29 protein-coding genes are annotated in these 25,699 nt (G+C 37.7%); 28 read left to right on the top strand and 1 reads right to left on the bottom strand.

The window, feature by feature from the left end:
* The first annotated feature begins 4 nt into the window (after positions 1-4).
* The 21 genes from A3EM_RS0127320 (at position 5) to A3EM_RS0127220 (ending at position 18,444) form a co-directional block, all read left to right on the top strand.
* Positions 5-2,368: a primase-helicase family protein gene (locus A3EM_RS0127320; RefSeq protein ID WP_020531432.1), complete on the top strand. Its 2,364-nt coding sequence runs from the start codon at positions 5-7 to the stop codon at positions 2,366-2,368.
* 70 nt (positions 2,369-2,438) lie between these two features.
* Complete coding sequence (locus A3EM_RS0127315; protein WP_157638113.1) at positions 2,439-2,726, top strand: hypothetical protein; 288 nt, start codon at positions 2,439-2,441, stop codon at positions 2,724-2,726.
* A gap of 26 nt (positions 2,727-2,752) precedes the next feature.
* Positions 2,753-3,076, top strand: a complete 324-nt coding sequence (locus A3EM_RS0127310; protein ID WP_020531430.1) for a hypothetical protein — start codon at positions 2,753-2,755, stop codon at positions 3,074-3,076.
* Positions 3,077-3,113: 37 nt separating this feature from the next.
* Positions 3,114-3,428 (top strand): hypothetical protein, encoded by a 315-nt coding sequence (locus tag A3EM_RS0127305; RefSeq protein ID WP_020531429.1) that lies wholly within the window; start codon positions 3,114-3,116, stop codon positions 3,426-3,428.
* 118 nt (positions 3,429-3,546) lie between these two features.
* Positions 3,547-3,882 carry a hypothetical protein gene (locus A3EM_RS0127300; protein ID WP_020531428.1) on the top strand — a complete coding sequence of 112 codons (336 nt, stop codon included), beginning with the start codon at positions 3,547-3,549 and terminating at the stop codon, positions 3,880-3,882.
* Between the two features lie 606 nt (positions 3,883-4,488).
* On the top strand, positions 4,489-5,073 hold the full coding sequence (locus A3EM_RS0127295) for a transposase (protein ID WP_020531427.1): 585 nt from the start codon (positions 4,489-4,491) through the stop codon (positions 5,071-5,073).
* A gap of 38 nt (positions 5,074-5,111) precedes the next feature.
* Complete coding sequence (locus tag A3EM_RS0127290) at positions 5,112-5,660, top strand: hypothetical protein (RefSeq protein ID WP_020531426.1); 549 nt, start codon at positions 5,112-5,114, stop codon at positions 5,658-5,660.
* Between the two features lies 1 nt (position 5,661).
* Positions 5,662-7,650, top strand: a complete 1,989-nt coding sequence (locus tag A3EM_RS0127285; RefSeq protein WP_020531425.1) for a hypothetical protein — start codon at positions 5,662-5,664, stop codon at positions 7,648-7,650.
* Positions 7,650-9,179, top strand: coding sequence for a hypothetical protein (locus A3EM_RS0127280; RefSeq protein ID WP_020531424.1), 1,530 nt, complete (start codon positions 7,650-7,652; stop codon positions 9,177-9,179). Before A3EM_RS0127285 ends, A3EM_RS0127280 begins: the two co-directional genes overlap by 1 nt.
* Before the next feature lie 48 nt (positions 9,180-9,227).
* Positions 9,228-10,589 (top strand): S49 family peptidase, encoded by a 1,362-nt coding sequence (locus A3EM_RS0127275; RefSeq protein ID WP_083925314.1) that lies wholly within the window; start codon positions 9,228-9,230, stop codon positions 10,587-10,589.
* A 26-nt stretch (positions 10,590-10,615) separates the two neighbouring features.
* On the top strand, positions 10,616-11,587 hold the full coding sequence (locus tag A3EM_RS0127270; RefSeq protein ID WP_020531422.1) for a hypothetical protein: 972 nt from the start codon (positions 10,616-10,618) through the stop codon (positions 11,585-11,587).
* A gap of 38 nt (positions 11,588-11,625) precedes the next feature.
* On the top strand, positions 11,626-11,886 hold the full coding sequence (locus tag A3EM_RS0127265; RefSeq protein WP_020531421.1) for a hypothetical protein: 261 nt from the start codon (positions 11,626-11,628) through the stop codon (positions 11,884-11,886).
* A 33-nt stretch (positions 11,887-11,919) separates the two neighbouring features.
* Positions 11,920-12,159 (top strand): hypothetical protein, encoded by a 240-nt coding sequence (locus A3EM_RS0127260; protein WP_020531420.1) that lies wholly within the window; start codon positions 11,920-11,922, stop codon positions 12,157-12,159.
* 34 nt (positions 12,160-12,193) lie between these two features.
* Positions 12,194-12,718 (top strand): hypothetical protein, encoded by a 525-nt coding sequence (locus tag A3EM_RS0127255; protein ID WP_020531419.1) that lies wholly within the window; start codon positions 12,194-12,196, stop codon positions 12,716-12,718.
* A gap of 4 nt (positions 12,719-12,722) precedes the next feature.
* A complete protein-coding gene (locus A3EM_RS0127250) occupies positions 12,723-13,454 on the top strand; it encodes a hypothetical protein (protein ID WP_020531418.1) in 732 nt (243 codons plus the stop codon).
* Entirely contained in the window at positions 13,451-13,975 is a 525-nt protein-coding gene (locus tag A3EM_RS0127245) for a hypothetical protein (RefSeq protein ID WP_020531417.1), read from the top strand. The genes A3EM_RS0127250 and A3EM_RS0127245 overlap by 4 nt, the downstream gene beginning before the upstream one ends.
* A gap of 28 nt (positions 13,976-14,003) precedes the next feature.
* Positions 14,004-15,623 (top strand): hypothetical protein, encoded by a 1,620-nt coding sequence (locus A3EM_RS0127240; protein ID WP_020531416.1) that lies wholly within the window; start codon positions 14,004-14,006, stop codon positions 15,621-15,623.
* A complete protein-coding gene (locus tag A3EM_RS0127235; protein ID WP_020531415.1) occupies positions 15,623-17,416 on the top strand; it encodes a hypothetical protein in 1,794 nt (597 codons plus the stop codon). The genes A3EM_RS0127240 and A3EM_RS0127235 overlap by 1 nt, the downstream gene beginning before the upstream one ends.
* Positions 17,413-17,838 (top strand): N-acetylmuramoyl-L-alanine amidase, encoded by a 426-nt coding sequence (locus A3EM_RS0127230; protein ID WP_020531414.1) that lies wholly within the window; start codon positions 17,413-17,415, stop codon positions 17,836-17,838. The genes A3EM_RS0127235 and A3EM_RS0127230 overlap by 4 nt, the downstream gene beginning before the upstream one ends.
* Before the next feature lie 103 nt (positions 17,839-17,941).
* Positions 17,942-18,208, top strand: a complete 267-nt coding sequence (locus tag A3EM_RS43825) for a DUF6943 family protein (protein ID WP_020531413.1) — start codon at positions 17,942-17,944, stop codon at positions 18,206-18,208.
* Between the two features lie 56 nt (positions 18,209-18,264).
* A complete protein-coding gene (locus A3EM_RS0127220) occupies positions 18,265-18,444 on the top strand; it encodes a hypothetical protein (protein ID WP_157638112.1) in 180 nt (59 codons plus the stop codon).
* Positions 18,445-18,643: 199 nt separating this feature from the next.
* Here A3EM_RS0127220 and A3EM_RS0127210 read toward each other — a convergent pair whose 3' ends face one another.
* Positions 18,644-18,898 carry a hypothetical protein gene (locus tag A3EM_RS0127210; protein ID WP_020531410.1) on the bottom strand — a complete coding sequence of 85 codons (255 nt, stop codon included), beginning with the start codon at positions 18,896-18,898 and terminating at the stop codon, positions 18,644-18,646.
* 103 nt (positions 18,899-19,001) lie between these two features.
* Between A3EM_RS0127210 and A3EM_RS0127205 the strand changes: the two genes are divergently transcribed.
* From A3EM_RS0127205 to A3EM_RS0127175, 7 genes are all read left to right on the top strand, one after another.
* Entirely contained in the window at positions 19,002-20,003 is a 1,002-nt protein-coding gene (locus A3EM_RS0127205) for a DUF6712 family protein (protein ID WP_020531409.1), read from the top strand.
* Positions 20,000-21,241: a hypothetical protein gene (locus A3EM_RS0127200; protein ID WP_020531408.1), complete on the top strand. Its 1,242-nt coding sequence runs from the start codon at positions 20,000-20,002 to the stop codon at positions 21,239-21,241. The genes A3EM_RS0127205 and A3EM_RS0127200 overlap by 4 nt, the downstream gene beginning before the upstream one ends.
* A complete protein-coding gene (locus A3EM_RS0127195; protein ID WP_020531407.1) occupies positions 21,238-21,849 on the top strand; it encodes a hypothetical protein in 612 nt (203 codons plus the stop codon). The genes A3EM_RS0127200 and A3EM_RS0127195 overlap by 4 nt, the downstream gene beginning before the upstream one ends.
* Positions 21,842-23,278, top strand: coding sequence for a hypothetical protein (locus A3EM_RS0127190; RefSeq protein ID WP_020531406.1), 1,437 nt, complete (start codon positions 21,842-21,844; stop codon positions 23,276-23,278). The genes A3EM_RS0127195 and A3EM_RS0127190 overlap by 8 nt, the downstream gene beginning before the upstream one ends.
* 165 nt (positions 23,279-23,443) lie before the next feature.
* The gene (locus A3EM_RS0127185) at positions 23,444-23,848 is read left to right on the top strand and encodes a hypothetical protein (RefSeq protein ID WP_020531405.1); all 405 of its coding nucleotides are present in this window, start codon (positions 23,444-23,446) and stop codon (positions 23,846-23,848) included.
* Positions 23,845-25,170, top strand: a complete 1,326-nt coding sequence (locus A3EM_RS0127180; RefSeq protein WP_020531404.1) for a phage portal family protein — start codon at positions 23,845-23,847, stop codon at positions 25,168-25,170. The genes A3EM_RS0127185 and A3EM_RS0127180 overlap by 4 nt, the downstream gene beginning before the upstream one ends.
* Complete coding sequence (locus A3EM_RS0127175) at positions 25,170-25,697, top strand: hypothetical protein (RefSeq protein ID WP_020531403.1); 528 nt, start codon at positions 25,170-25,172, stop codon at positions 25,695-25,697. Before A3EM_RS0127180 ends, A3EM_RS0127175 begins: the two co-directional genes overlap by 1 nt.
* Positions 25,698-25,699 lie beyond the last annotated feature (2 nt).

Below are 25,699 nucleotides of genomic sequence, written 5' to 3'. Positions count from 1 at the left end.
AACGATGAACAAGAAAATTGATACTACTGATCACACCTGGCAAACCAACAAAATTGAACCAAACGCCTACTATCAAAAAAGGATAAAGGAGCTGAAGATTAAGGAGGAAAAACATAATTTTTTATGCACTCCCAGTTATCGTGGAAAGTACGGAAAAAGTGAAATTGCCAATTACCACAATTACAATTTCTTTCAACCCTGTGAAAGCGGTATTCAAATTAACTATTTTCAGCCATTGGGCTATCCATATACCTGGCTCCCTCCAGGAGCGAAATGGCATAAGTCATTCACCAGGATAAGACTGGAGAAACCCAATGTGATTAAGAAGGGAGATAAAACTGATACCCAAAAATACTACCAGCCAAAAGGATCTGGCCAGCAACCATTTTTTACTCCCAGGATCATTGAGGCTTTCCGGGAAGAAAAAGAAATCGATACCCTTTTTTTTACTGAAGGAGAATTCAAAGCTTTTAAAGGAGACATGGCAGGTTTGCATATTATTGGCCTGCCTTCCATTCATGGGTTCTATGGAGCTGAAACCAGGGGAATGCTTCATGAGGATATCCAGGAAGTAATTATAAAATGTAGGGTTAAAAAAGTACTTTTTATTACTGATGCAGATACCCTAACCATCACATATGATAAAAAGAAGGATCTCTATAAACGGCAATTTGCTTTTTATACCGCCATCAAAAACTGGAGAGAAAGTCTGCAGCTCCTGTTGGATGATAACAGTACCTGTCTGGAGCAGATCTATTTCTCCCACATCAAAACCAAATACAAGGATTCGGCAAAAGGCCTGGACGATCTTTTACTGGCCTTCCCTGAATATGTAAAGGATATCCTGGAAGATCTTAACCAATTCCAGTTTGCCAAAAAGTATTTCAGTGGGCAAAATATCACAGATCCCAGGAATAAACTATATGGCTATTTTGGCCTGAGCAATGAAACAGAATTTTACAATCTGTATAGAGAATTCATTGGAAATCGGGAATTCCTTTTTAAGAGCAGGAGATATGAGTGGAATGGTGAAAGTGTGAAATATGTAAAGCATGAAGATGCTGATAAGTATATGAGAATTGCATCAGACTGGTATAAAACAATCGCTGCACCCAATAAAAATGATGAACTGGAAGAATCAATTGAGCCATGGAAAATAGGGGAAATTCAGAGAGACTATAAAAGGTTTCCAGATTTCATTGACCAGATTCCAAAGTATGATGCCTTTTGCAATGTGCCCAACTGGAATGGAGAGTATAGAAGAGTACACAATAATTGTTACAATTTAACCAACCCTTTACCCCACATACCTATGGAAGGAACAATAGAAAATTCGAAGAAATTTTTCAAACACATTTTTGGTGGAAAATCAGATTTTGATAACCCAATACTGGGAGATCAGTTTACAGTGGCCCTTGATTATATGTCCATCCTTTTACAAAAACCAAAAAGAATGTTGCCAGTACCCATTTTAGTTTCCAAAGAACAGGGAACTGGAAAGTCCACTTTTTTCAAGTGGGTACAACAAATGTTTGGAGGAGAAAATGTGGCCATTCTCAATAATGAGCTTTTTAAAATGAAGTTCAATGCCCACTACATTACCAAGTTTATCATTGCCATAGATGAAGGCTTTTTGGACCTGGATAAAAAAACAGAAAAAGAAAGGTTGAAACAATTGGCCACGGCTGATACCCAATACCTGGAAAACAAGGGGGTAAACCTGAAAAAATTCCCTTACTATGGGAAGCTGATGATTGGTTCCAATGATGCTGATAAGGTAATGAAAATTGAGGAAGAAGATTCCAGGTGGTTTGTGGTGAAGGTGAGTAAAATTGAGGATAAGGATAAAGATCCTCACCTGGAGAAAAAACTGAATGATGAAATTCCAGCCTGGATCCATTTTTTAAAGACCAGGGAAATTTTCCATCCAGATGAAGATAGATTGTGGTTCTATAAAGAAAGATTCATAACCGATCAATTCAGATTGATTCTGGAGAAAACCAAAAACAGATTTGAGAAGGTAATTGAGGATTATATCAAAGAGCTTTTCCTTACCTACAAAATGAAAGAGATTCTTATGCCCAGAGACTACCTGATTAACAAATTAAATGAATCAGCAAAATATAAGATAGATGCTTTCGAACTGAAAGAATATCTGAAGGATAAGAAAAAACTTACTCCTGAGAAAAAGAGCATGAGGAGCCAGATTCCAATTGGCTTTAAGGAAGACACTTTCGAAGTTGAATACTACAGAAAAACCTGTAAACCTTATCGATTAAAACCAGAAGACTGGCTGAATGATGAAGAGATGATTGAATATTTGCTGGAAGATGATAAGGATACTGGTAAGGATGGAATGCCTTTTTAATTTTTTAAGAGTTGAAAAATATGATAAATAATAAAACCCTTGTTTAACAATGAACAATTTCAATTATAAAATGGCTAGAAATGCAGCCATAAAGTATGTAAAGGAAAGGTTATTAAAGCCTAATGGGTATTTCAACTTTTACATTGTAATTGTTGGAGAAGATAAAAATCATGGACCAGAAACTATCTATACTGATGTTTTACCTATAGATGATCAATTAATAACAGATACAAAAACAGCAATTAATATTTTTCACGCAAAGTGCAATCCCGAAAAAGAATTTTTGGTTAAAGTAAAATTTAATTCAGAAACCAAAAATCTAATACCTGAAATTTTACACATACCAAGAAAATTTTAATTTTTTACTATAAACTTTAATTTACCATGGAAGAAAATCAAATCAAGTTTGAGAGCTGGGCCTTAGTAGAGCTATTTGGACATAACCAGTTAGCTGGAAAAGTTACCACTGAAACAATTGCCGGACAGGAATTCATCCGGATTGATGTACCCAAAACTGAAAGCTGTCCGGAGTTTACTAAATATCATCTCCCTAGTGCCATTTACGGAATAACTCCGGTAAATGAAGAATATGCCACTAAAATGGCAAATAAGATAAATGCCCAACCTATAAATGATTATAAGCATAATGAAGTCATTCAACAAATCATTAAGGAAAAGCTAAGTACTCTTAATCTTCAAATTCAGTAAAGACTTAATTATATTTTTAACTTTAACTATAAATAAAATGTTTGAACAACCAGGTTGCATGGGTGAAAGCCTAAATGAAAATCCTTTTGAAGGATTACTTAATAAAATTTCATCGATAAAAGATGAATTTAGGAATACTGAGGCCAAAAATGATTTGGCTAAATACAAAGCTGCAAAGGAACTAATTAAAAATGAGGATATTGTTTGTGAAGTATTAATAGCTGGATTAAAAGTAAGGATACAACCGAATATTTTTGATATAAAAGCCTTGATTGAAGGACATATTTATCAAACTCAAAGATTTATTGAGGGAAATGAAAGTTCATGGAAATCAGTAAGTGAAGTCCATTAACTAGATTAATCGAAACTTAAACACCAAATTTAAAAGCCTTGGCATTTGCCAGGGCTTTTGTCAATGCTTATCGACTAAAAATTCAGATTTAAAAGAAATAGCAAAAAAATGAAATATCATGATTACTTTAATTACAGGAAAACGATCTAGTGGAAAAACCAGGAAAGCTAAAGAATTAACTAAAGAGAAAGAAACGGTCTGGCTTTCTGAAGATTTACTTATAAGTCCATTTTCCTATTATATGATTAATTCCAAAACGGAATTCATTGTAATTGATGACTTGAAAAATAAAGAGGCTGTTCTGATGCTTTTAAGTTCTGAAAAAATAAGAATTGAAAGGAGAGGTAAGGATGCTGAATTAATTAAGACTCCAAATATTATCATTATTTCAGAAACACTAGATGAAAATGATTTTCTAAAAATGGATCTAAATATTATTAAGTGCATCATATAAAGCTCTCCTAATAACTACATTAAACACTAAATTTAGAAGCCTTGGCATTTGCCAGGGTTTTTTTTATTAGAAAAATACAATAACTGCAAAACCAGTTTAATGCCTGATCTTTGATATCTATTTTTCCTAATTTATATCCTCAATAAAAAAACGGTTACAACGGTTACAACGGTTACAACAATTTATATCTAACTGATAATAAAATAGTTACAGTGTAACTTATTTGTAACTTTTTAAAATAAAATGGTTACAACGGTTACAAAATGAAGGCAAAAAAAAATAGTTGTAACTTTTTTCAAAAATGGTTACAAAAACGGTTACAAAATTTCAGGTCCACAACCGTATATAAATCAGCAACTTATAACGGATTTTTATAGGTGTAACCATTGTAACCTTTTTTTAAAAATTGCTCTGGAAAAAGTAGGTCTGAATTTTTGAGCTGAAACATTAGTGCAAATATTCAGCTTTCAGGGTGGGGCACTGAATTAGATAAGTACAATTATACTAAAAAAATCCACTATAGGACATTTTTTTTCTTTGTGAACATAATTGACCTGCTTAATTTTATAATATTCTTTCAAAACAGCAGCAAACAGCAGCAAAATTATGACTATCAGAGTTCCTGTTTATTCCTACATTTTAGGAATATTAGCTTCATACTATGATTTAGTTCATGAGGCAGGTTCTTATCTGTTAAACCTTAAAAGAACAGATGATCTTTTTTATCCCTGCTTACATGCTTACGGTAAGCTCAATTCCTCACCATTTTCCAACCCTATAGAGATGATAAATGTGAATCTCCAGGGGTGTACAGACACTGAAACTGGCTCGGTTGAATATGCCATAGGGCATGCTATAAATAAAAGTATGCATGTTGCCCTAATGAGAGAGATCGAAGTGACCAGCGCATGTTTAGGTATTTCCGAGCTTGCAGCAATGAGGATGGTTATTGATAAATACAATATCCCAGAAGAAATGTATGCCTATGAAAGCATGCATAAGTCTTTTATAAGACTGAAAAGGAAAAGGTTTCCAGGTAAACAAAGGAGGAGATATACCACAGGATTTAAAAAGAAGATTGCATTTGAGGTGCAATCAGGAAGGCTTACATACCGTAGAGCAAAATTGAAATATAAAATTAATTCAGATCATACCATTAGAAGATGGATTAAAAAATTCCCAATTAAATAGTCCTGAAATTTTGCCCAGCTTCATATTTCCTTTGAAGTATGATCGATTATGGTTTTATAGAGGAATTTCCAGAGGAATGTGTGAAGAACCTTTCCGGAGTGCAGGATCTCTGGCTCATGGAAAATGAGTATTTGCAAGGCTATACTGATAATAAAGGGGTAGTTACTGATCTAAGAATTAATGAGGATGGTAATTATAAGCATATCCCAATTGTAAAAGGTAATTGTTTTGCAAATGAAAACTCACAAGAAAGCCCACATGGAGATATAATTGATTTTAGTCTCAAATTTTCTCTTTCAAAAGACTCCGATTTCAAAAGACGATTTAGCAATAAAATATTAGGGAGGCAGGTATCAGTGGTGTACCTGAACAGAAACGGCCAATACAGGTTTATGCCCAAGGTTAAATGCCTCCCTGCTCAAAAAACAGATCAAAAAGGTGGAAGGAATTCATTTGATTTCAACCTGATAAAAAGGTCCTCCAGTTTTGCATTTCAGTTACCCAATGGGATTGATAATGTGATCCCTGTGAACAAGGCAGATTTTGACCCTGCAGATTTTTATTTCCAAGACTTTTATACCGCTTAATATGGCAAAATTTTCAGTAAGCAAGCTCCATTCTCAACTCCTACAATTTTTCCCTGATCTAAAGCCAATTAAGGCACTGGATTTAAGGAATTACTTTTCAGGGTTATTAGACAGTTACCTTCCCATTTTCCAGTTCAGGACAGTGAAAAATAACCTGGAGGCCACCGATGAATTGGCCATTGGAGATGCCAATAAAATCTCCTTTTTAGAACTTCAGAAAAACATGGGCAAACTGGTGGCCAAAACTGGGTCAAGTTATGACATAACAAACGAAGATCATGGTAAAATCTTTTATAGTGGTGGGAATGATGATTTAACAGTGTCTGTTCCAGGAACCGTCCCAATTGGATTTGAGTTCGGAGTATTGCGAAAGAATGGAGATGATAATATAATTACTGTAGGAGGCAGTAGTTATGGATTTAGTGGATTGTATTCTAGTTTTAAATACGTAAAAAATATAGCATTACCTGGAACTCATTTTTTGTATATTAAAAAGACTGAGGATGGTATATTGCTAATCACTAAAAAATCCGGAATTTGGAATGGGAGTTTTGGATCACTAGATAAGTTTTACCCGGTTATTACAGATGGAAAAAAAGGTGGGGCTATAGTAACAACGGTAAACAGTGATATCACAAAGGATTTTGGAGCAGATTTCGATAATTATCAAATGGGATTTGATCGGTTATATGAAATCGTTGCAAATAATAGTTTTTCCCTGAGTAATGCCGGCCTGGTTTGGACTGGAGCAATAGGAAGAGCTATTGTGAGGGGTAATGAAGCTGGAGGGATCACAGTAACCTTAACCGGACTAAGAGCAAAAGGAATAGAAGAAACACATGATATTGCAGAGGATGAGGTGTTTTATTTCGAAGCAATACGGGCTAAACAAAATGATGATATTTTCTGGGTAAAAGCAGGAGAGAGTAGCTCTGGAAGTGGTGGAGGATTTGCTGAAGATGTAAACAGGACAGGAGCAGCTGTAGTTTTAGATGCAAATGCAATATACAATGATCCGGATGATCCCAATACAGCTGTGGCCTTATCTTTTTCAACAGTTGGAGCTAAAAACGGAATCACTGGAGTATTTTACTGGCAGGGTAATGACTGGCCAGAAATTACTATAAATGATAGTACGAAAGTGGTAATAAAACCATTTACATTTGCAGCTGGAGCAGTTTATGAAATACATTATTGGTTCAGAAAGTTATCTGGTAAAAACAGACTCACTTTAATACCAGAAGCATTAAATGCTCCTCCACAGGCTCAAAATGTAGGATTAACAGGAGATGCACAGGTAGGAAAAACCATAACCATAAATGCCAGTTATTTTGATCCTGATGGAGATGTGGAAAGTTCACGTGATTACAGGTTCGTTGTGGCAGATGATGATAATGGAACAAATGAGGCAATTATTCCTGGTGAATCGGGACAAAATTATACTATTGATGGAGCGTATTTAGGTATGGTAATCGCTCCAGAAGTCAGAATGAATGCAGCGACAGGTGCAACCCCTGGGGAATGGGTGAGGGGACCATGGTCGAGTGTTATTACAGCTGCCTCTCAAATCATTAAACCCGATCCAGGAGATTATACAGTCACGGAAGTGGGTAGCAATGCAGTTATATTAAGTTTTGGACTGCAAACAGGTGACACCATGGTCAGGTTTGGGGATAATGGGGATAAAATTGCTTTTGATTTCAATATAGCTGCTTTAGGCAATTTCAAGATTTTTGCACGTGTCAGGTCAGGGAATACTTCAGAAGCACAATATGAAAATAATTACATACTCAAAATTGATGGAGTGGTTAGAGCTCACACCCTTAACCTGCAAAAGGGAATCATCAATAGTAATGATTTAGGTAGTTCATATTTTGGCTGGTTAGAAATCACCTCATTGGTAAATTTATCAGCAGGAAACCACACTTTTGAAATTGAAGGAAAGGTCACTTATGCAATGTTCGATAAGCTTGAAATCACCCCACAATAATGAATAGAAGATATATTTCAGCTCTTATAAATTATAGAACTAAAAACCAGAATACTGGAAACCCACCTCCACCTCCTCCAGGCACGGCAAATGGTAACCTTTTCTCAGTTGAAGATTTAGAAAAGTGGAAGTACAGGATGGAGAATGGGATTTATATGAACTGGGGAGATCAGGGGGCAAATTCTCCAGGAGAAGGTCAGCAGACTATTGTTAATAATGCGAATCTTTTTATAAGTCAAAAGCCGGATGTTTATCCAGGTCCACTTAAATCTGACAAAAATGGAGGTGAGGGAAATCCCAATTGGAATGGAGATAATTACAGTAATATCATCCCTTTTGCAAACGATGCACATTTAGACTATGGATCTACTTTGCACAATGGAGGGGGAGCTTACTCCATGGAATATTTAATTGCTGCTGCATTTTATGCCAGGGTTTTTAATGATGAAAATTTAGGCAGAATGGTAATTAATCGCTTGGTTGAACAAGCTGAAAATCCTTATATAGATTTTAAAAGATCTCCTCGATGGGATAAAGATCCTAATGATGCAGATGCTTTAAAGTGGCATAAAAATCCATTTTTTTTAATATCAGAATGGTTAACAGGGAGAGCAAAATCCTGGGATTTTGTAAGGGTTTGGGCTACAGCAACCGAAAAAACAAAAGTGGAAACCTGGCTGAGAAATGGCGCATTAAAGTTTAAAGAATATACTGATCAGGCATTTCTTTATAAGGTATTTGATAGTGAAAATGATCGAAATAATGGTAATTTCAATACAGAAAAACTAAAAAAATACGCTGATCCGAATGGAGAAAAAACGCATGATGATAACCCAGTAGCAAATTATGCAGGTTACAAATTAACAAGGCTTACAGGAGATTATAACAATAGACCATTAGCCCTTTCTGGGTTAAGTAGTGCTGTAATTGGTGCTATTCTAAATGATGAACAATTGTTACAGCATGGATTCAACATGTTTAGGGAAATGATCCAGTTTGGAGTTTTTGCTGATGGAACTGTTGGAGATATTAAAAGAGGATGGCCAACCGGGCTAACATATTCAGGAGCTATTCTTAATAATATGTCGTTTATGGCTCATGCGGTTTGGAAAGCCAAAGGAGATGCCTCCTGGTTCAACTATCAAACCTCAGAAGGCATTACAGGGAAGAATGGGGCCACCTCCACCACAGGAGGCCCAAAGTCACTGGAAAAAATGCTTGAAACCCACTCAAAATATTATAGAACAATTAATCATGGTTTTAATCCCAAACGTACTTTTGGTGGCAAACCACTGGATGGAAGTTACTCTGGAGGCACAACAACGTGGCATCACATGATTTCTGTATCCGTTGCAAATGAGTATTATAAACGTCAGGATTTTAAAGATTTCTACATGATGAAAACCTCAGCCGGTTATACAGGATTTTTGCCAAAGAGTAAAATCAATAGATCTGGCTACCAATACCCAATGCAGGGGGTATATGGAAACGAACCTAATGTGCCATTACAGTACTGGGATCTGCCATAAATTTTTGTCCTTAAAAGCCTTGCAAATTACGACCAAATTGCGGTTGTAATGATAGAACAACTTCGATACGATATTTTAAATGGAGTCTGGTCAATGATGCCAGATTATTTTTACAGCAATGTGCCTTTATTTTTCAGCTTGCTAAATGGAGAAAACTCAACAATGAGTATTGACCTGGAACAAGCTCAAAAAGCACATAATCCCTATTCTATTGAGTTATCCTCAGAGCTTTTTTCAAGACTTTTTACAAGTTCCGAAGGTGAGCAAAATGAGGAAGTGAAAAAGGTAATGATCATACCTGTTCAGGGTACGATAACAAAATACAACCTTTATTACTATGGTGGATTTGGTACAAAAACTTTAGCCAGGTTTATTCGAGAAGCTTATGCTGATCCTGAAGTAGTTGGAGTAGTGTTGGATATGGATTCTGGTGGAGGAGTATCAACTGCTTCAGAGATATTATGCTCCGTAATAAGAGAAAATGTGAAGCCAGTTGTAACCTTTGTAAATGGTGTTTGTGGCTCTGCAGCATATAGAATTGCAGCCTCAACAAAAGAAATTATCATTTCCCAGGATTCTGATATTCTAGGTTCAATCGGAACCATGTTTCCTTTTGTGGATGACACTGAATATTATAAAAAGTTAGGTGTGAAATTCGAAGATATTTATTCGGATTTAAGTCCATTGAAGAATAGTTGGTATAGGAGGCTTAGAGAGGGAGGAGAAGGTTCAAAATCTGCTGTTTTAGAGGAGTTGATTAATCCTCTTGCACAAAATATTATCGACTCGGTAAAATCTGACCGAGGATCAAAAATCAATTCTAAATACGAAGATCGAATTTTTAAAGGGGCAACATTCATGGGAGATGAAACAATTACTTCCGGGTTGGCTGATAAAAAAGGCAATATGCAACTGGCTATAGAAAGGGTTGTGGAATTAAGTAAAGATTATAATAACAAAAATTCAAATACCATGTCAAAAGGAAAATTCTCCATTTTATCTTCTTTTTTTTCTAAAAATGTAAGTGAGGAAGATGAGGAAAAAGTTTTGGGAAACTTAGAAGATGCCCTGAAGGAAAGGGATGAATTCAAAGAGCAACTTGAAGCTAAAAATGCTAAGGTAGATGAGCTTACAGCTCAATTGAAAACCAAAAGTGATGAAGTGACAGCTTCTAACAAGAAGGTTGGTGATCTGGAAGCAGAGGTTACTTCTTTAAAAGCTGAAAAGGCCAATTTAAAGGCAAAACTTGATGCAGATCCAGAGACAGTTTCTGTGGTAGAATCGGTAGAAAAAGGAGAAGAGGATGTAACTGCCAAAAGCCAGGAAAAGCCAGTATGGGAACAAACCGAATGGGCAGCAGAGGCAGCAGCTGCAAAAGCTGCAGCAAAAAATTCTAAAGTCGAATTATAATTTTATTAAGCTAAACTAAAAGACAAATGCCAAACTCAATAGATTTAACTAACCTGGTAGCTACGCTTGGGGCGTACAGCAGAGGACCAGGAATAGATTTGTTTATCCAGGCGATGAACACCTTTGCCTCGGCTAATCATATCCAATTGAATACCGATATTCAGGACGAGGAACCAATGGTTGTGCCTGAGATTGGAGAGATTGTTCAAGTGGGCAAAGAAGATGGCTGGAACCCAACAAATGATGCCTTTGGATTTAAAGCCAGGATTCTGAAAGTAAGGGACTGGCAGGTGGATTTGAAGATTGTGCCCTTAACCCTTTACAAAACATGGAAAGGTAGATTGCAATCTGGGAAATTAAAACCTTACGAATACCATTTTGAAGGGTTTTTAATGGGTCAGATTTTAAGGAAAGTTCAGGCCTCTATGGAGAATATCGTGTGGAAAGCGGTGTATAATGCCGGGACTGCAGCAGGAGCCGGAGTGGTGAATCCCCTGGAAGTTTGTGATGGCTTTTTAAAGCAAATAGCCGATGCCATTACCGCCACCACCATTGCCCCAGTAGCGACCGGAGCCATTACCGATCAGAATGCAGTGGCTAAAATAGAGCAAATGTGGGATGCCCTTCCAGAGGTGTTGAAGTATGAAAAAGTGAAAATCTTCTGTGGTAGAAATATATCTTCGAATTACTACAAAAACTATAAGGATAGTTATGGAGATCACTTGACCTATAATTCCTTTAAGCAAATGACCCTGGAAAAATCAGAGGGGAATGCCTCCTTTGTGCCATTGCCAGGACTGAGTGGATCGGGCAGGGTAATCATTGTACCTGAAGGAATTCTGCAGATGGGAACTGATTTGTTATCAGATATGAACAGGATTAAGATAGAGCAGGAGAAAAGGGTGATCAATATCCTGATGGATGGCAAAATTGGATGTGGTATTTCCACTTTCACTTTGGCCGGAGAGGATTATATCATCACCAACGACCAGGCTTAATTTTTAATTGAATCCAATCATTTTTTAACCTTATAGAAATGGCTAAAAAACAAGTCAAAAAAACAGAAAATAAATTGACTATCCCCAAAGATGTAATCAAAATTGGGGATAGGTCATTCAAATTTAAAGTGGCTGCTTTTTACTCGGTCAATGGTAAAAAGCATATCACAGAAAAGATCATGGAAGATGTAAAATCCCATGAAAGGTTACTCAATGCCTTGATTGAGGTAGAAGGGCAAAACATCCTGGAAGAAGTTGAGGTGGAAGCTGCAGAAACTGAAGCAGATACTTCTAAATAATCCCCACTTTCAAAAGCTAAACAATAAAGTAAAATGGCAGAAAAAACAGCAGAGCCAGTGGTATTTTCCATTGACTCAGAAAAGTATGAGTGGGCGGTGAAAGGCTTCCAGATCAGGTACAATAAAGCTCCTTATCATTTTGATGAAAAGAAGCTGAATGAGCTGGCCCAAAATGCAGCAGGCAGGCAGAATATTTTAAAATTTATCCTGGAAACCTGCCCGGCTTACCTTAAAAAGGTGACTGCTTCACCTGCTAAAGAGGTGAAGAAATAATATTGATTTTAATTAAGCTAAACGGCAAACAAACATGTGCACTTTAGATGAATTATTGAATATCAACTGCGAGAAAAATGCTGCTGGGTTAAGCGCATTTTATTATGCAGTACAAAAGGATGTACTTTCCATTCCTGCAGCAGTGGATGGAAAAGTTACCACTGACATCACCATGGAAAGCGGGACAAATTTCAAGAAATTGGAATTTGTAAAAGATGAAGCAGCCAGGATGAATATTAGCACTCAGGGACCAAGTAAAGGAAAGTCCTGGACATCGGGAGTAGAGTTTATGCACCCCAAATTAAGGGCAGAATTATTGGTAGCCATGGATAAAATTAACAATACCGATATGATCGGGATTGCTGTAGATACCAATGGAAAAAAATGGATATTGGGTGATCTTTTTGATGCCCTTGAAGCTGTTGATCCGAATGAAGGCTCCACCGGAGGCAAAGGCGGGAATGACAGAAACCAGATGTCCATTTCCTTAAAAGTGGTTTCCAGCCTGGATCCTCCTTATGAGTATGAAGGAGAAATTCCATTAACTCCAGCAGCTTAATGAAATGCATAACATCAAAATTGGTCACTTTCAATTTCAATTACCAGGTAGCTATGAAGACCTGACCGATCAGATGTGCCTGCATTTAATTGAATGCCATGCAGAAACAAGAGATGAAGATATTAAAACCCTTTTCCTGATTAAAACAGTCGGGAAGAGGGTTTATTTATTGAACCGCTTGAATGAGGTGCAGCTGGCTCAAATTATTACGCTTTTGGACTGGATGAGGGTGGACAATTTACCCGCACTTCCCCTGGTAAAATCCATTAAGGTCAATAACCAAATTTATCATTCTCCCAAATCCAGTATGAAGCTGATGAGTGGCATAGAGTATTCCATGCTGGATATGTACTACAATCAACTGCAGGAAAAGCCTGAAAAACTTGATGATTTATGTGCGGTGTATTTCCGGGAATTGGATGGGGAAAAAAGATGCAAACTGGAGGAGGAAGGCATTGAAAAAAGAAAGGAGCTTTTTAAAAACCTTGATCCCAGGCAAAAACTTTCAGCCCTGCTTTATATGACGGCCAATAAAAATCTATTGGCTAAAAAGTACAAGCCCATTTTCCAGGGAGGATCAGGAGGAAAGGATCCATTGGGCTGGGCAGGTACTTTCATTGCCATTGCCGAAACCGGAATTATTGGAGATTTGGAAAAAGTGAAGGAAACCCCCATTACAGAGATCTGTTTGATCCTGGTCAAAAAACACTATGATAAAATTGAAACCGAATCATGAGCGAAATAGAGATCCACAACTTCAATGATATAAAGGCATATTTTGAGGCTTTAGTTGGGATGACTTCCAAAATTAAAAGTTTCAAGTTTGGAGGTTTTAACCGGATTATTGAATCCTTAAAAAGTGAAATAGACTACCCCTGTTTATTCCTGGAATTGCCGGAAAAAAGTTTTGATGGTGGGCTTTCAACAGGCCTGCAAAAAGAATATAAAATTGCCTTTGCCCTGATATCGAGTGTGCCCAAAGATGACTATGACAAACAGGATGAGCTGGTGTTTAATGCCCTTGAAAATTATATCGAGCAGCTCATTAGAAAGATTGCAATTGATTTTGATATGGAGGAAGACATTGGCCAGTTTAGTCTGGACCCATTGTATGGACTACTTCATGACAATTGCTATGGCTGGAGGGTGGAATTCGAACTGGTGGAAGATTCGAAAATCTGCAAGGATGAATCCTTTTGGGACCAGGAAGAAACGGTAAATTATTTTGCTCCTGAGTTTTCCCAAGAGTTCAAGTAAACAGAAGTTTAAGTAAAATCATTTAATAATGGCTGGAGCAATAACTTATAACAGTACAGATGATTCAGGAGGAATTGCCTGGGTGAATAACCCGGTTTATTTCACCTTCCAAAGCAGTGATTTTGGTAATTACAATACCTATAAAATCAGGATTAAACTTTTTAAAGCAGCGAGCAACTTTGCCCCCCAGGAGCTGGTAATTTCCAGGCTGAGGGGAGTGGATGAAAATGGCAAAACCACCTTTGAAATCCAGGACCAATTAAAAACAGTTTGCAAAGCAGAAAAACCGCAATTTGGGGCCAACAATATGGAGCTTTGTGCCACCCATATTTTCTACACCGTTCAGGTTTATGAAGTCAAAGATGGGCAGGAAAGTCTCCATTCTACCATCAACTTCAAAGCCATTCCAGCGGGTTTGGAAAGAGCTGCTTTTGATCTTTCCCTGCAGGATCATTTTATCAATACCGCAAGGAAATTTTTTACCCCGGCCCCAGATCCCAAATTCACCTCCCATGATGTGCCAGAATATTTGTATTACTTTTTAGATGTAGAGGGCAATGCCACCATTCAGGTGAATGTAAGACTCCTTTATAATGATAATACCACTTTAAACTATAGCGCCCATGATTTGACCACTACCAGGGGAATGATTAGAATACCGGTGGGTTATGAAGCTTTAAATATCAAAGCCAATGCCACCAAACCCATCACTGGCTGGAGTGTGTATTTAACCGATAGTGACAATGCAGTGATATCTGAAACTTTTAATTACAGACTCAAAAATCACTATTTTACTAAAATGGCCTTTTTGTTTAAAAACTCCCTTGGTGGTTATGATACACTGGTTTGTGCTGGTGAATTTGCCAAACTGGTGAGCTCAGCCAAATCCTATGCTTTTAGGAAAGAAGGAGGCTTTGAAGTGAGTAAAGCAGCTAGTATCGAAACACGCTTAGCAGGCAATGCAAACACCAGCTGGCTGGCTGAAGGGGAAAGGGATTACCTGCAGGATTTTATCCATTCAGATGAAGTTTATGTCATTTCCAAAAATGAATTCACCCCAATAGAAATTGAAAACAGTGAGTTTGTTTATCATGAAAAAGATAATGATTTAATCGGCCTTTCTTTTTCCTACCAGGAAGGCTATAAAAGGAAATCTTTTGGAAGGATAATCAACAGAATAAACATTGATGATCCGGGAAGCCCAGGCAGTAATCCCATTGAATTATTACAGGATCTTGATTTGGATGTGGTCTCTGAATTTGAAGGCATTGGCAACTGGAGACTGATTGATACCAATGACAAAGTAGTCCTGTGGCCAAGTGGTATTTCAGTGGATTTTACTGATGAAGCGGGCAGTGCTTTTACCGAGATTTTAAGGGCAGAGTTTAATATGGCAGAAACCATTCAGGCAGATACCTTTTATAAATTCCAGGCTTATTTATCTGAATATGAAAGTGGGGCCTTGATGCTTTTTGGCAACCTGTCAGGAGTGGCCATCACTGGTCCGGGCATTGTGACCAGGACATTTAATACCGGCCCTGGAAATACCCAACCCGATCCATTTTTCTTATCGGCTTCCAAAAGAGATACCCCTGATCATGGCGGGTTTAAAGGAAGAATTGAATCCGTATCCTTAACCAGGTTATAATGCTAGAACTGAAAGTAAACCACACCAATCTTGATTTATTCCCCAATACCAGTATTCCCCTGGAATTGAACAGTCCTGTATTTTCCAGTGTAGGAGAGCTGGCCAAATCTTTCTCCTATTCCTTCTCACTGCCCAAAACCGATGTCAACCAAATTGCCCTGGGCTTCCCGGATGAAATTGACAGCGATCAAAACCAGGCTACTATTATTGCAGAAGTGTATTTTAATGGGCTGGAAATCGTTTCTGGTGATTTAGTGATCAGTGATGCTACCCATGAAGCCTATGAAGTTAACCTGCAGGTGAATAGAAAAATAGACTGGATGAGAAAACCGATCAGGGAGCTGGAAGGGGTAGGAGGTTTTTTCTTAAGAAACAACCCCAGAAAAATTGGCTTTCACATTGCCTTTCCTTTTGTGTTTGCTACGACCAATAAAACTTTAGCAGTAAAGGTGAATGGCATTGAATTTAGTGTTTCAGGAGCCATATCCAGCAGCGCATTAAGTCAGAATCTGGCGAACAGTATTAATAACCATCCAGGCCTCAATTGCCAGGTCACTTTTACCGAAAGGAATACAGTTTCTCTGCTCATGTTTGAAGCTGTAAACAATATAGACCAATTTGAAGTTAAACCCATTTATACTCCAAATGTCACTTGGGCACCAGCCTTTGAGGATGTGAATCAATATAGCTCTGAAGCGACCAATACCATCAATGGCATCACCAATGGCAATCATGAAAACGCAACAAAAGTTTGTTTCCCTCAAATCTTAATGCCCAATGTGGGGACCAATGCAGATAATACTCCAAATGAGGCTTTTAAAATCATCAATCACCACAATGGGCAATTACATGTGACATCCAGGATCATGATTCCCCAGCCCTTTTTAAAGTTTATCCTGGAACAAATTGCTGAAACCTATGGCTGGCAAATAAACCTGGATATTGATCCGGATTTGGAAAAACTCATCCTGGTCAATAATAATTTTTCTGGAGATAAAAATCCTAACCTTTCTTATGGCAGGTTATTTTATGGTTCTTATTATGATTATGTAGAACTATGCCCAGCTGGGCTTACTTTTTTTAAGTTGCTGGAAATTCTGGAAGGTTTTAACCTGGTGGTTAACCTTGATTTTGAGGCGCAAATCATCTCCATTAAACAAACAGATGAAACCTTAAAAAACAACTCCCAGGAAGGTTATGAAATTAGTGAGGCTTATGCCGTGGCAGCCTATGAAGAAGATGGTTATCAAATCAATATGCTGGATGGGACCAAATATGCAGGAGCAGTTCATGAACCAGAATACCAAAGTTATTTAAATGGAGAAAATGACATTGATATTGGTTTTACTTTCCTTCCAAATGAGGATAATATTCCTTACTTTGATTTGGATATCAGGCATGTGGACTGGTTGCATGATATTAAAGTATTTATCAATGGAGTCCAGCAACCATACTTAAATAAAACTCCTGACATTACAGATCCCATTTTTTTATTCTACCATGGCAAAGTAGAAGGCAAACCCACTGCTTCCAGGAATGCTGATGGTTGGGATTTAACCACCAAAGGCATTTATGATAAATTTTGGAAAAACTGGATAGAATTTCTTTCCCAGGCTAAAGTGGTGAACCGGACCATTTACATGACAGCCACCCAACTCAAAGCCTTTGATTTTGAAAAACCCATACGGTTAGCCGGAATTAATTTTTTAGTCAAACAGCTTAGAACAGTCATTGCAGCCAGGCATGATGAAAGATTGCCTTTTGCGGTGGAATGTGAATTATTGAAAATATGATAGAAGCGCAAAGAGAGATTTTATACATCGTGCTGCATTGTACGGCCACTGCCCAGACTGCAACTAAAGAGGCGATTTTATCCTATTGGCAAAACATTAAAAAATGGGTGTGGCCAGGTTATCATTACCTGGTGAAAACAGATGGAAAGTTTAGCAGATTAGCCTATGAACATCAGCCGACAAATGGGGTGTATGGCTATAACCAAAACAGCATTCATATCTGCTATATAGGCGGGATAGACGAAAAAGGAAGGCCGATGGATAACAGGACTGAAGCCCAAAAAGAAACCCTTTTATTCCTGGTGAAATGGCTAAAAGACAAATACCCCAAAGCAGAAATTTTGGGGCACAGGGATTTTCCAAATGTGGCCAAAGCCTGCCCATCCTTTGATGCCAGAAAAGAATATCAACTTATTGCATAAAAAAGTGAAAATAAATTTGTATAGTTGCCAAATGGCAACTATATTTGTACTATAATAATTCACTAAAACACTGGGGATCACCAGCCGAAAAACGAACCACAAAATGTTTATAATCAAATCACACAACAATTCTCAAACCTGGTCAGCTGACTTCTATATTCAGTCAAAAGGTGAGAATGCAGGAAAGCCAATGTGGGATCCTTCCGCAAATTGTTTTGGGATAATTACTGATCCTGAAATTCTTTTACCTAAATATTTTTATTACCTGGTATTAGCTGCTTATAATAGAGGTGCTTTTAAGCCCTTTATTAAAGGGTCTGTTATCCCTTATATAACTATAGAGGATTTTTGCCAGGCAATTTCAAACTAATCAAATCCCCCCTGAAAAGGGGGGTATATTATATTTTTAACATAAAAAAATTCAAAATGGAAACCTTAAAAAAGCTATTAGAAAAAAAAATATTACTTGCTGAAAAACTTGATGAATTGACTAAAAAATATGGTTTAAGTGCAACCATGGAACAACAAAAAGAAGTGATCAAAATCGGAGAAGAATTGGAAAAAACAGATCAGGAAATTAAAGAATTAAAGAAAAAAAGTTTTTAAGGTGATGACTAAAAAAGATGGGTTAAAATTATTGAATAGTAGCTTGATAAATTTAAGAGAGTTTGCAAGGCAATTGGCAGAAAAAAACAATGAAAATGACATTGAGTTATTTGCTAACCGGTATAGGTCAAACCTATCAAAAAAGATTAGATCAAAGACTTTAAAATTGGAAAGCAAGGAAGTAGAAGATTTATGCAATTTACTTTCCTGATTTAATTTTTTCCTGTATCCATAGGTTCTTTACTTTTTTGGCTGCATTTTGCAATCTATAATCAATATTTGTGACCTGATCTAATAATTCAATTAACTCTAGGTGGTATTTTTCACCATCAAAAGAAAATTCATGTACACCAGATCCGGGTTTAATTTCAGCTTTAAACCTGGGTTTGGTGTTTCTTATAATAAAGCTTTTTCCTTCCTGGAGAATGATTTCAAATTTTTGTTGTTTTCCCATCTAATAACCTATATTGGAATGCATTTCAAATTTAAACAGCTTTAGGTTAAAACCGTAATATCTTGTCCTTAAATCCCGGCAAACAAAAAGGCAATATTGCCTTATGGGAATTATAAAAACAACTTCAGAGATCAGGGAGCATGCCTCCATTAATAAGAATTACAATTTTGATTCTTTAAAACGGTTTGTAAATGTTGCCACAGCCGAATATATCATTCCATTAATTGGAGAGGAGCAATATGAGGATACTCTGGCCAAATATGAAGCGGAAACTACTGCTGGAAAGGATTTAAAATTATTGAAATTGCTCCAGGCTGCTTTATCAAATTACACCTTGTTTGAAGCTGCTCCACATATCAATGTGCATGTGAGTGAAATGGGCATCCAGCAGAGCTATGCTGATGATGCAGATACCTCCAGACCGGCCACCAACCAGGCAGTAAATAAAATAGAATTATCCTACCAAAAACAAGGCTATAGATATGCCGATCTGGCCTTAAAATACCTGGAGAAAAATGCAGATGATTTTCCTATTTGGGTGGCCTCAGAGGCCTTTACCCAAACAAGGGATTTGTTTATTAGGAATAAAACCGAGTTTTCCAGGTTTAACACCTCACTTTCCTCCCTTAAAACTTACCAGGCCTTCAGGCCCTATTTAAAAAATGCTGAAAACTTTAAAATCAGACCAGTTTTGGGAAGTACTGAGTTTGATAGCTTAAAACAGGCTTTGCAGGATGAAATTAAACTTTCTGCTCCCTTATCAGCCATGCAAAGGCAACTATTGGAGAAAATCCAGCCAGCCCTGGCTTACTGGGGAATATCGGAAGGCTTAAACTTTATCCAGGTGGAAATTATTGGAGATGGTTTATATATCCGGGAATTCCAATCTGGAAACAGGTCTCTAGCCGATGGCAAAAGGATTGAAAACTTAAGGAAATCCACCAGGGAAACAGCAGAAATTTACACCGAACAATTAAAGCAATTTTTGCAGGACAATGCTGATGATTACCCAGGATTTAAGGAAAATGGCAGTTACCACAATCCAGAAAGTAACAAATTGCCCTCTTATAATGATCAAGACAAAAGCGGATTTTGGATAGTATGAAGCAGTTGATTTCAATTATTGGCAATATCTGCACCGGGAAAAGTCAGGTTTGCCAGGCTATAAAGGAATTGGATCCAGTTTATACTCACATGGAAATTGATGGCTATAGGCTGATATATGGTAATGGGAGAGTGGATGGAGAACAACTGGCTTATAAGAATCTTCATGAAGATACATTAAGGTATTATCCTGTAATCCTGGAAACCTCTGGTACTTCAGATAAAATTGATTTTTTATATGGGGAATGGGAGAAAAAAGGAGGGTCCTTGCTCATTGTAAAATTAGACTGCCCCAGGGAAGTGCTATTGGAAAGATTAATGGAAAGAGAAAAAGCTGATTACCCTGAAATTCCTTTTCCTTATAAAATCACTAAAGAGGAAGCCATCAGGAATATTGATGAAAAACTTACTAAAAAAACTCATCACCTGACCTTTAACACTCATGAAAAATCTCCCAGCCAAATTGCCCAGGAAATTCTGGCAAAAGTTAAGGAAAAAACAGAGTCAATTACTGCAGAAAAAAGACCGAAAAAAAACGAAACAAAAATTAAAGCTATTACTGAAATTAGGGATTGCATTTCTTGTTTTAGCTATGATGTAGCTTTGGCTTTGTTCAAAAAACATCAGCCAAATAAAAAATATGTGATTACCAAACTGGAAAGATCACAAAACAAGAAAAATGAAAGGATTTTAAAAAGAGAACTACAGGCCCTGCTGTCCAATCCTTTTGTATTGATCGAAAAATCGGAGCTTAAACCAGTTGTCAATTACACTCAAATTGCAGAGGATACTCCAGGGAAATCTCCCAGGAAAATTTACCAATATCCCAAAGAACTCCAGGAGCTAATCATCAAAAAATCAGGAATGATTGCCGGAAAGAAAAAACTCTCCAATTCCCTATTTTCCCTAAAAGAAAAACCAGCAGAAGCCAAAGCAGCAGTGGCGGAAATTTTAAAACTCAAAGCAGAAATAGATGGCATTGAAAGGCTGCAAAAACACTTTGAAAGAAATGACAAACTGCCTAAAAAATTCGAAAGGCAATTGGAAGTAGTGCCTAAAGATGCAGAAAAACTGGATTTAAGTATTCGAAACACCAGGAGCCGGATCAGCAAACTAAAAGGCAAAATTTTGAGGGCAAAAGCCAGTGGCAAAGCAGGACTTATAATCAAGTATGGAAATGACCTGGACAAAGAAGAATTGCTGCTCAAAAAATACCTGAATGAAAAAAATAGTGCATGAAGGATGTAATTGCATTTATGAATCAAAATCCAGCTACTCGAAAGGTAAGCAAGCTGGACAAATTGATTGAAAAAATCTCTAAGGGAAAGGAACTGACTGCTAAACAGCAGGAATCCTGGAGCAGGTATAAACTGGCCATTGATTTGAGAAATAGGGGCTATAATAAAGAAAAAGTGGCCAGACTTTTAGAGGATAAAACCGGAGTAAATTATTCCATGGCCTACCGGATCATGCGAGAGGCCGATGTGATCTATGGCAAAATTACCGTAACCGATAAGGATGCAGAAAGAAGTTTTTATGCTTCCAGACTGGAAGAAATTGCAGAGATCTGTATTCGAACTGCCAGAGGAAATGAAGATGGAGAAGTATTGCTGCCAGATACCTTCCAGATCAATGACAATGAAGTGATGAGCCAGAAACAAAATGTGGCTCTGATGAAAACCGCTGTAGCTGCCTTAAAGGAAGCTGCCAACATTAAAGGACTGAATAATAGTGAAGGGGCTAAAATTATCAATATGCCAGTGATTAATATCACTTCAGATCCGAGTGCAGCCGGCAATGAATTTGAAGAAGTGCCCACCGTAGAAATCCCCCCATCTAATGATTAATACCAAATCAGTTTATTTCAATGTTAAACAGGTTGATTTTATCAAGGCTCCACAAAAGTCCAAGGTTTTTATTGGGGGCAGGGGTTCTGGAAAGTCATATACCATTGGAGGGAATAGTGGGGTAAGAATTCCCTACATGCCCAAAGCCAAGTATGGCCTGGTCAGTGTGACCATGCAGCACTTAAAAAATAATGTGGTGCCCTCCATGATGAGAGCCATTAAAAGTATGGGTTACCAGGAAGGGGAAAAAGGGCATTTTGTAAGGTTTAAAAGACCTCCAGCCCATTGGCCGGAACCCTGGGAAAAACCAGATGACTATTCTGATATCATCACTTTTAATAATGGCTATACCATTGATTTAGTGAGCACAGCCAAAGGCCATAATGCCGATATCATTAGGGGAAAAAACTTTGATGGACTGGACATAGATGAGGCAGCCATGGGCATGGATAAAGAAATTTATGACAGTGCGATTATGCCCACAGTAAGGGGAAATAACCATATTTATGCGGGCAATCCCTTTCATGGCCAGATTGGTTTTTATACCTCCATGCCCTGGTTGTCTTCTGGAAAATGGCTGTTGGCCTATGAGCAATTGATGGCCAAATACCCCAAAGATGTGTATTTTACCAAATGTACCTCCTGGGATAATCAGGCAGTATTGGGATTGAACACATTGGAAAGATGGCAAAGGGAAATGAACCAGCTGGAGTATGATGTGGAAATTATGTGTGAGGAAGCTGATTCAGTACCCAATTCCTATTACCTGGATTATGATGAAGAGAAACATGGCTATACCAATCCACTATATACCAAATTTTATGACCTGGAAGCGAGCAAACCCTTGCTGCTTTCCTTTGATTTTAATGCCGGGTTTAACTCCATGATTGTGGGGCAATTGCTGCCTCAAAGATTGAATATTGTTTCAGAATCCTTTGTGAAGGGGACTAAAATTATTGATCATTTAATTGAACAATTTGACAGAGAATTTGCAGATTGGGAGAATCCCAGGGTGCAGATTTTTGGAGATTCTAATGGCTATAAAAGAAATCCGAATAGCACAGAAACCTTCTATGATTTGATTTTAAGGTTACTCAGGCAAAAAGGCTGGCAACCGGAACTGAAAGCCTGGAATTATAATCCGGAGCATATTACCAGGCATAGGGTGATTAATAAATTACTGCAGGAAAATGAAAACCACCCCAGGATCAGGATCAATACCAGGGAATGTCCCTACCTGGCCACTAACCTGAAAAAAACTCCGATTTTTCCCGACTTCCAAAAAGATAAAAGATCAGAAAAAGACGAGAATTTACCCCAGGAACAAGCCACCCATTTATCGGATTGTTTTGATTATTTGGTGTATGTCTGCCTTCATAATTATGTGGAACCAGGCTATCACCAAATAGAAAAGCCGGAGTTCTGGTAAAAAAAACAGGGCTTTTGTACTTTTTTTAACCCCAAAATCAGCTTAAACTTTTGAAGATCAAAAAGTTAGTTTTTTTCAAAACAGGCAATATTGTACAAAAACAAAGGGGGAGAGCAGGCCGCCCATTAACAAAAAGGCAACAATCAAAATCCATTTTGATGAAATATGAGAGGGCAATGGCAATTTAATATTGCCATGGCAACATGGCTTGTCCTTAAAGAAATTGCCCATCCTTTTCATCTTTACCTCATGAAAGAAATAGGATTGAAAGCAGCCATCAGACTGGCTGATACCGAACTCATCAATGGCAGGCTGCATACCTTCAGCATAGCCTACTACAAACAGGATGGAGAGTTTAAAGAGAAAGAAAATGTATGCAAAAAAGATCCTGAAGGCAGTGACAAAATAGAAGAAGTGACCAGGGAAACCAGACAAGCCAAACGCCTGCGCTATGACTATGTACAACAGCGAACGGTACGTTTCTTTGACCTGGCAACCAGGCAAAACTTTTCAGTATCCACAGACTTGTGGGTGGCAATCAATGGTATAAAAATAAATCATGACAAATGAGAAATGAAGAAAGTTTATATGGCCTGATGAATATCAAAGAGGTAGATAATATGCACTACCTACCAGAGGCCAAGGCCATGATGGTGATCACTTCAGAGACTAAGGATAGAAACCATCCCCAAAAGGATCCTGATAATTTGGTGCATAACTTCCTGGAAGTTCAAAATACCAGGACCCACCATTTAAGGTATGTCCCCTGGGGAGAGAATAATTTGTTTCCAACCGATTTGCTCAGGCTGGGCTTACAAAATAATATTGCTCCTGGTATTATCAATACCAAGATTGATTTTATCTCAGGTAAAAAGGTGATTCTTTATAAAGAAATAGAAGTGGAGGAGGGTGTATTTAAACCAATCAGGGTAAAAAATCCAGAAATAGAAGACTGGCTGGAGGAGAATAATATTGAAGAATTTATTACCAAAAGGGCAACAGATTTAAGCTGGTTAGGCAATATCTGGGATGAAAAAATCAGGTCCAAATCAAAAAAGAAAATAGCCAGGATTAAGCATGTAGATGCCAGTCTGGCCAGAGCTGGAAGGCCGGATAAAAACCGAAAAGTCAGCCATTATTTGCTCAATGACTGGATGAATTTCACAGAGGCTGAGGCTAAAAGAATAATGGTTTTTGATCCGAAAAAACCGCTGGCCCATTCCAATACCATCAGCCATTCAAAAAGGTATTTTCCAGGCTGCCATTATTATGGATTACCTGATTACATAGGCAGTCAGAACTGGATGAAAATGGCCAATAAAATCCCTGTTTTTCATGATAAGGGCATGGATAATATGTATCAGATCAGGTGGATCGTGAAAATCCCCAGGGACTATTTCAAACAGTTTGCAGATGATGAGGAAAAGATGAAAAAGGCGGAAACAGACCTAAGAGATGAAATGAATAGTTTTCTGGCCGGAGCTAAAAATGCAGGGAAAGCCTTTGTATCTAAATATGTGATCGATCAGAATACGGGAAAAGAAATTGGAGGCATCCACATAGAGCCGGTCAAACCAGAGCTATTTGATGATGCTTTTGTCAAACTCTATGAGCAAAGTAATGTGGCCATTGCCAGTGCCCATGGCATTGATCCCAGTATTGCAGGCATCCAAACCCAGGGGAAACTTTCATCAGGATCAGACAAAAGGATCTCCTATGATATGTTTTTAAAACTCAAAGTGCCATCCTACCGAAAAAAGGTAATGGAACCACTTTACCAGGTGAAAAAAGTAAATGGCTGGGACAGGGAAATTCAATTTGGCATTATTGATTACGAACTCACCAAACTGGATGATAATCATAAAGGGGGACAGGAGGTCTCTGCTGAATAATGGCCAAAAAGGTGAATCTTCCAGAGCTGTACAAGGATGTAGATTTAACCCTGGAAAACTGGCTCCAGGAAACAGCCATTTTATTGGCCCAGGCAGTAAAGAAAAATAAGCTGGATATTACCGGGGAATTATTAAAATCCATTAGTACAGATTTGGTTTCGAGGGGAGAAAAGGAGTACCATGAGGCAATAATTGAATTTAAAGCTCATGGTTCATTTCGAGAATTAAGAACACTGGATTTTACCCAAAACCAATCCGGAGAGATCTTTAAAAAGTGGGTGGAAAAGAAAGGATTATCTGCTTTTAAATATGTACCTGGTTATCAGAAAAAACCGGCCAGATTGCCAAAAGAATCACAGCTTCAAAGAATAGCCTGGGCCATTGCCTTCTCCAGGACTGATGGCAGTTATAAGCACAAAAGAAAAAAATGGTTTTCCAAATTAGTCTATTCTAGGATGGCCAAAGTCACTTCAGAAATCATTACCAAACATGCTGATTTTGCTCCTGATTTTATTTTTGAGGTTTAGGT

Origin of the sequence: Flexithrix dorotheae DSM 6795 (assembly GCF_000379765.1) — a bacterium.
Lineage (GTDB): Bacteria > Bacteroidota > Bacteroidia > Cytophagales > Flammeovirgaceae > Flexithrix > Flexithrix dorotheae.
The sequence above is the reverse complement of the archived record's forward strand: the minus strand, read 5'-3'. Positions and strand labels throughout refer to the sequence as shown.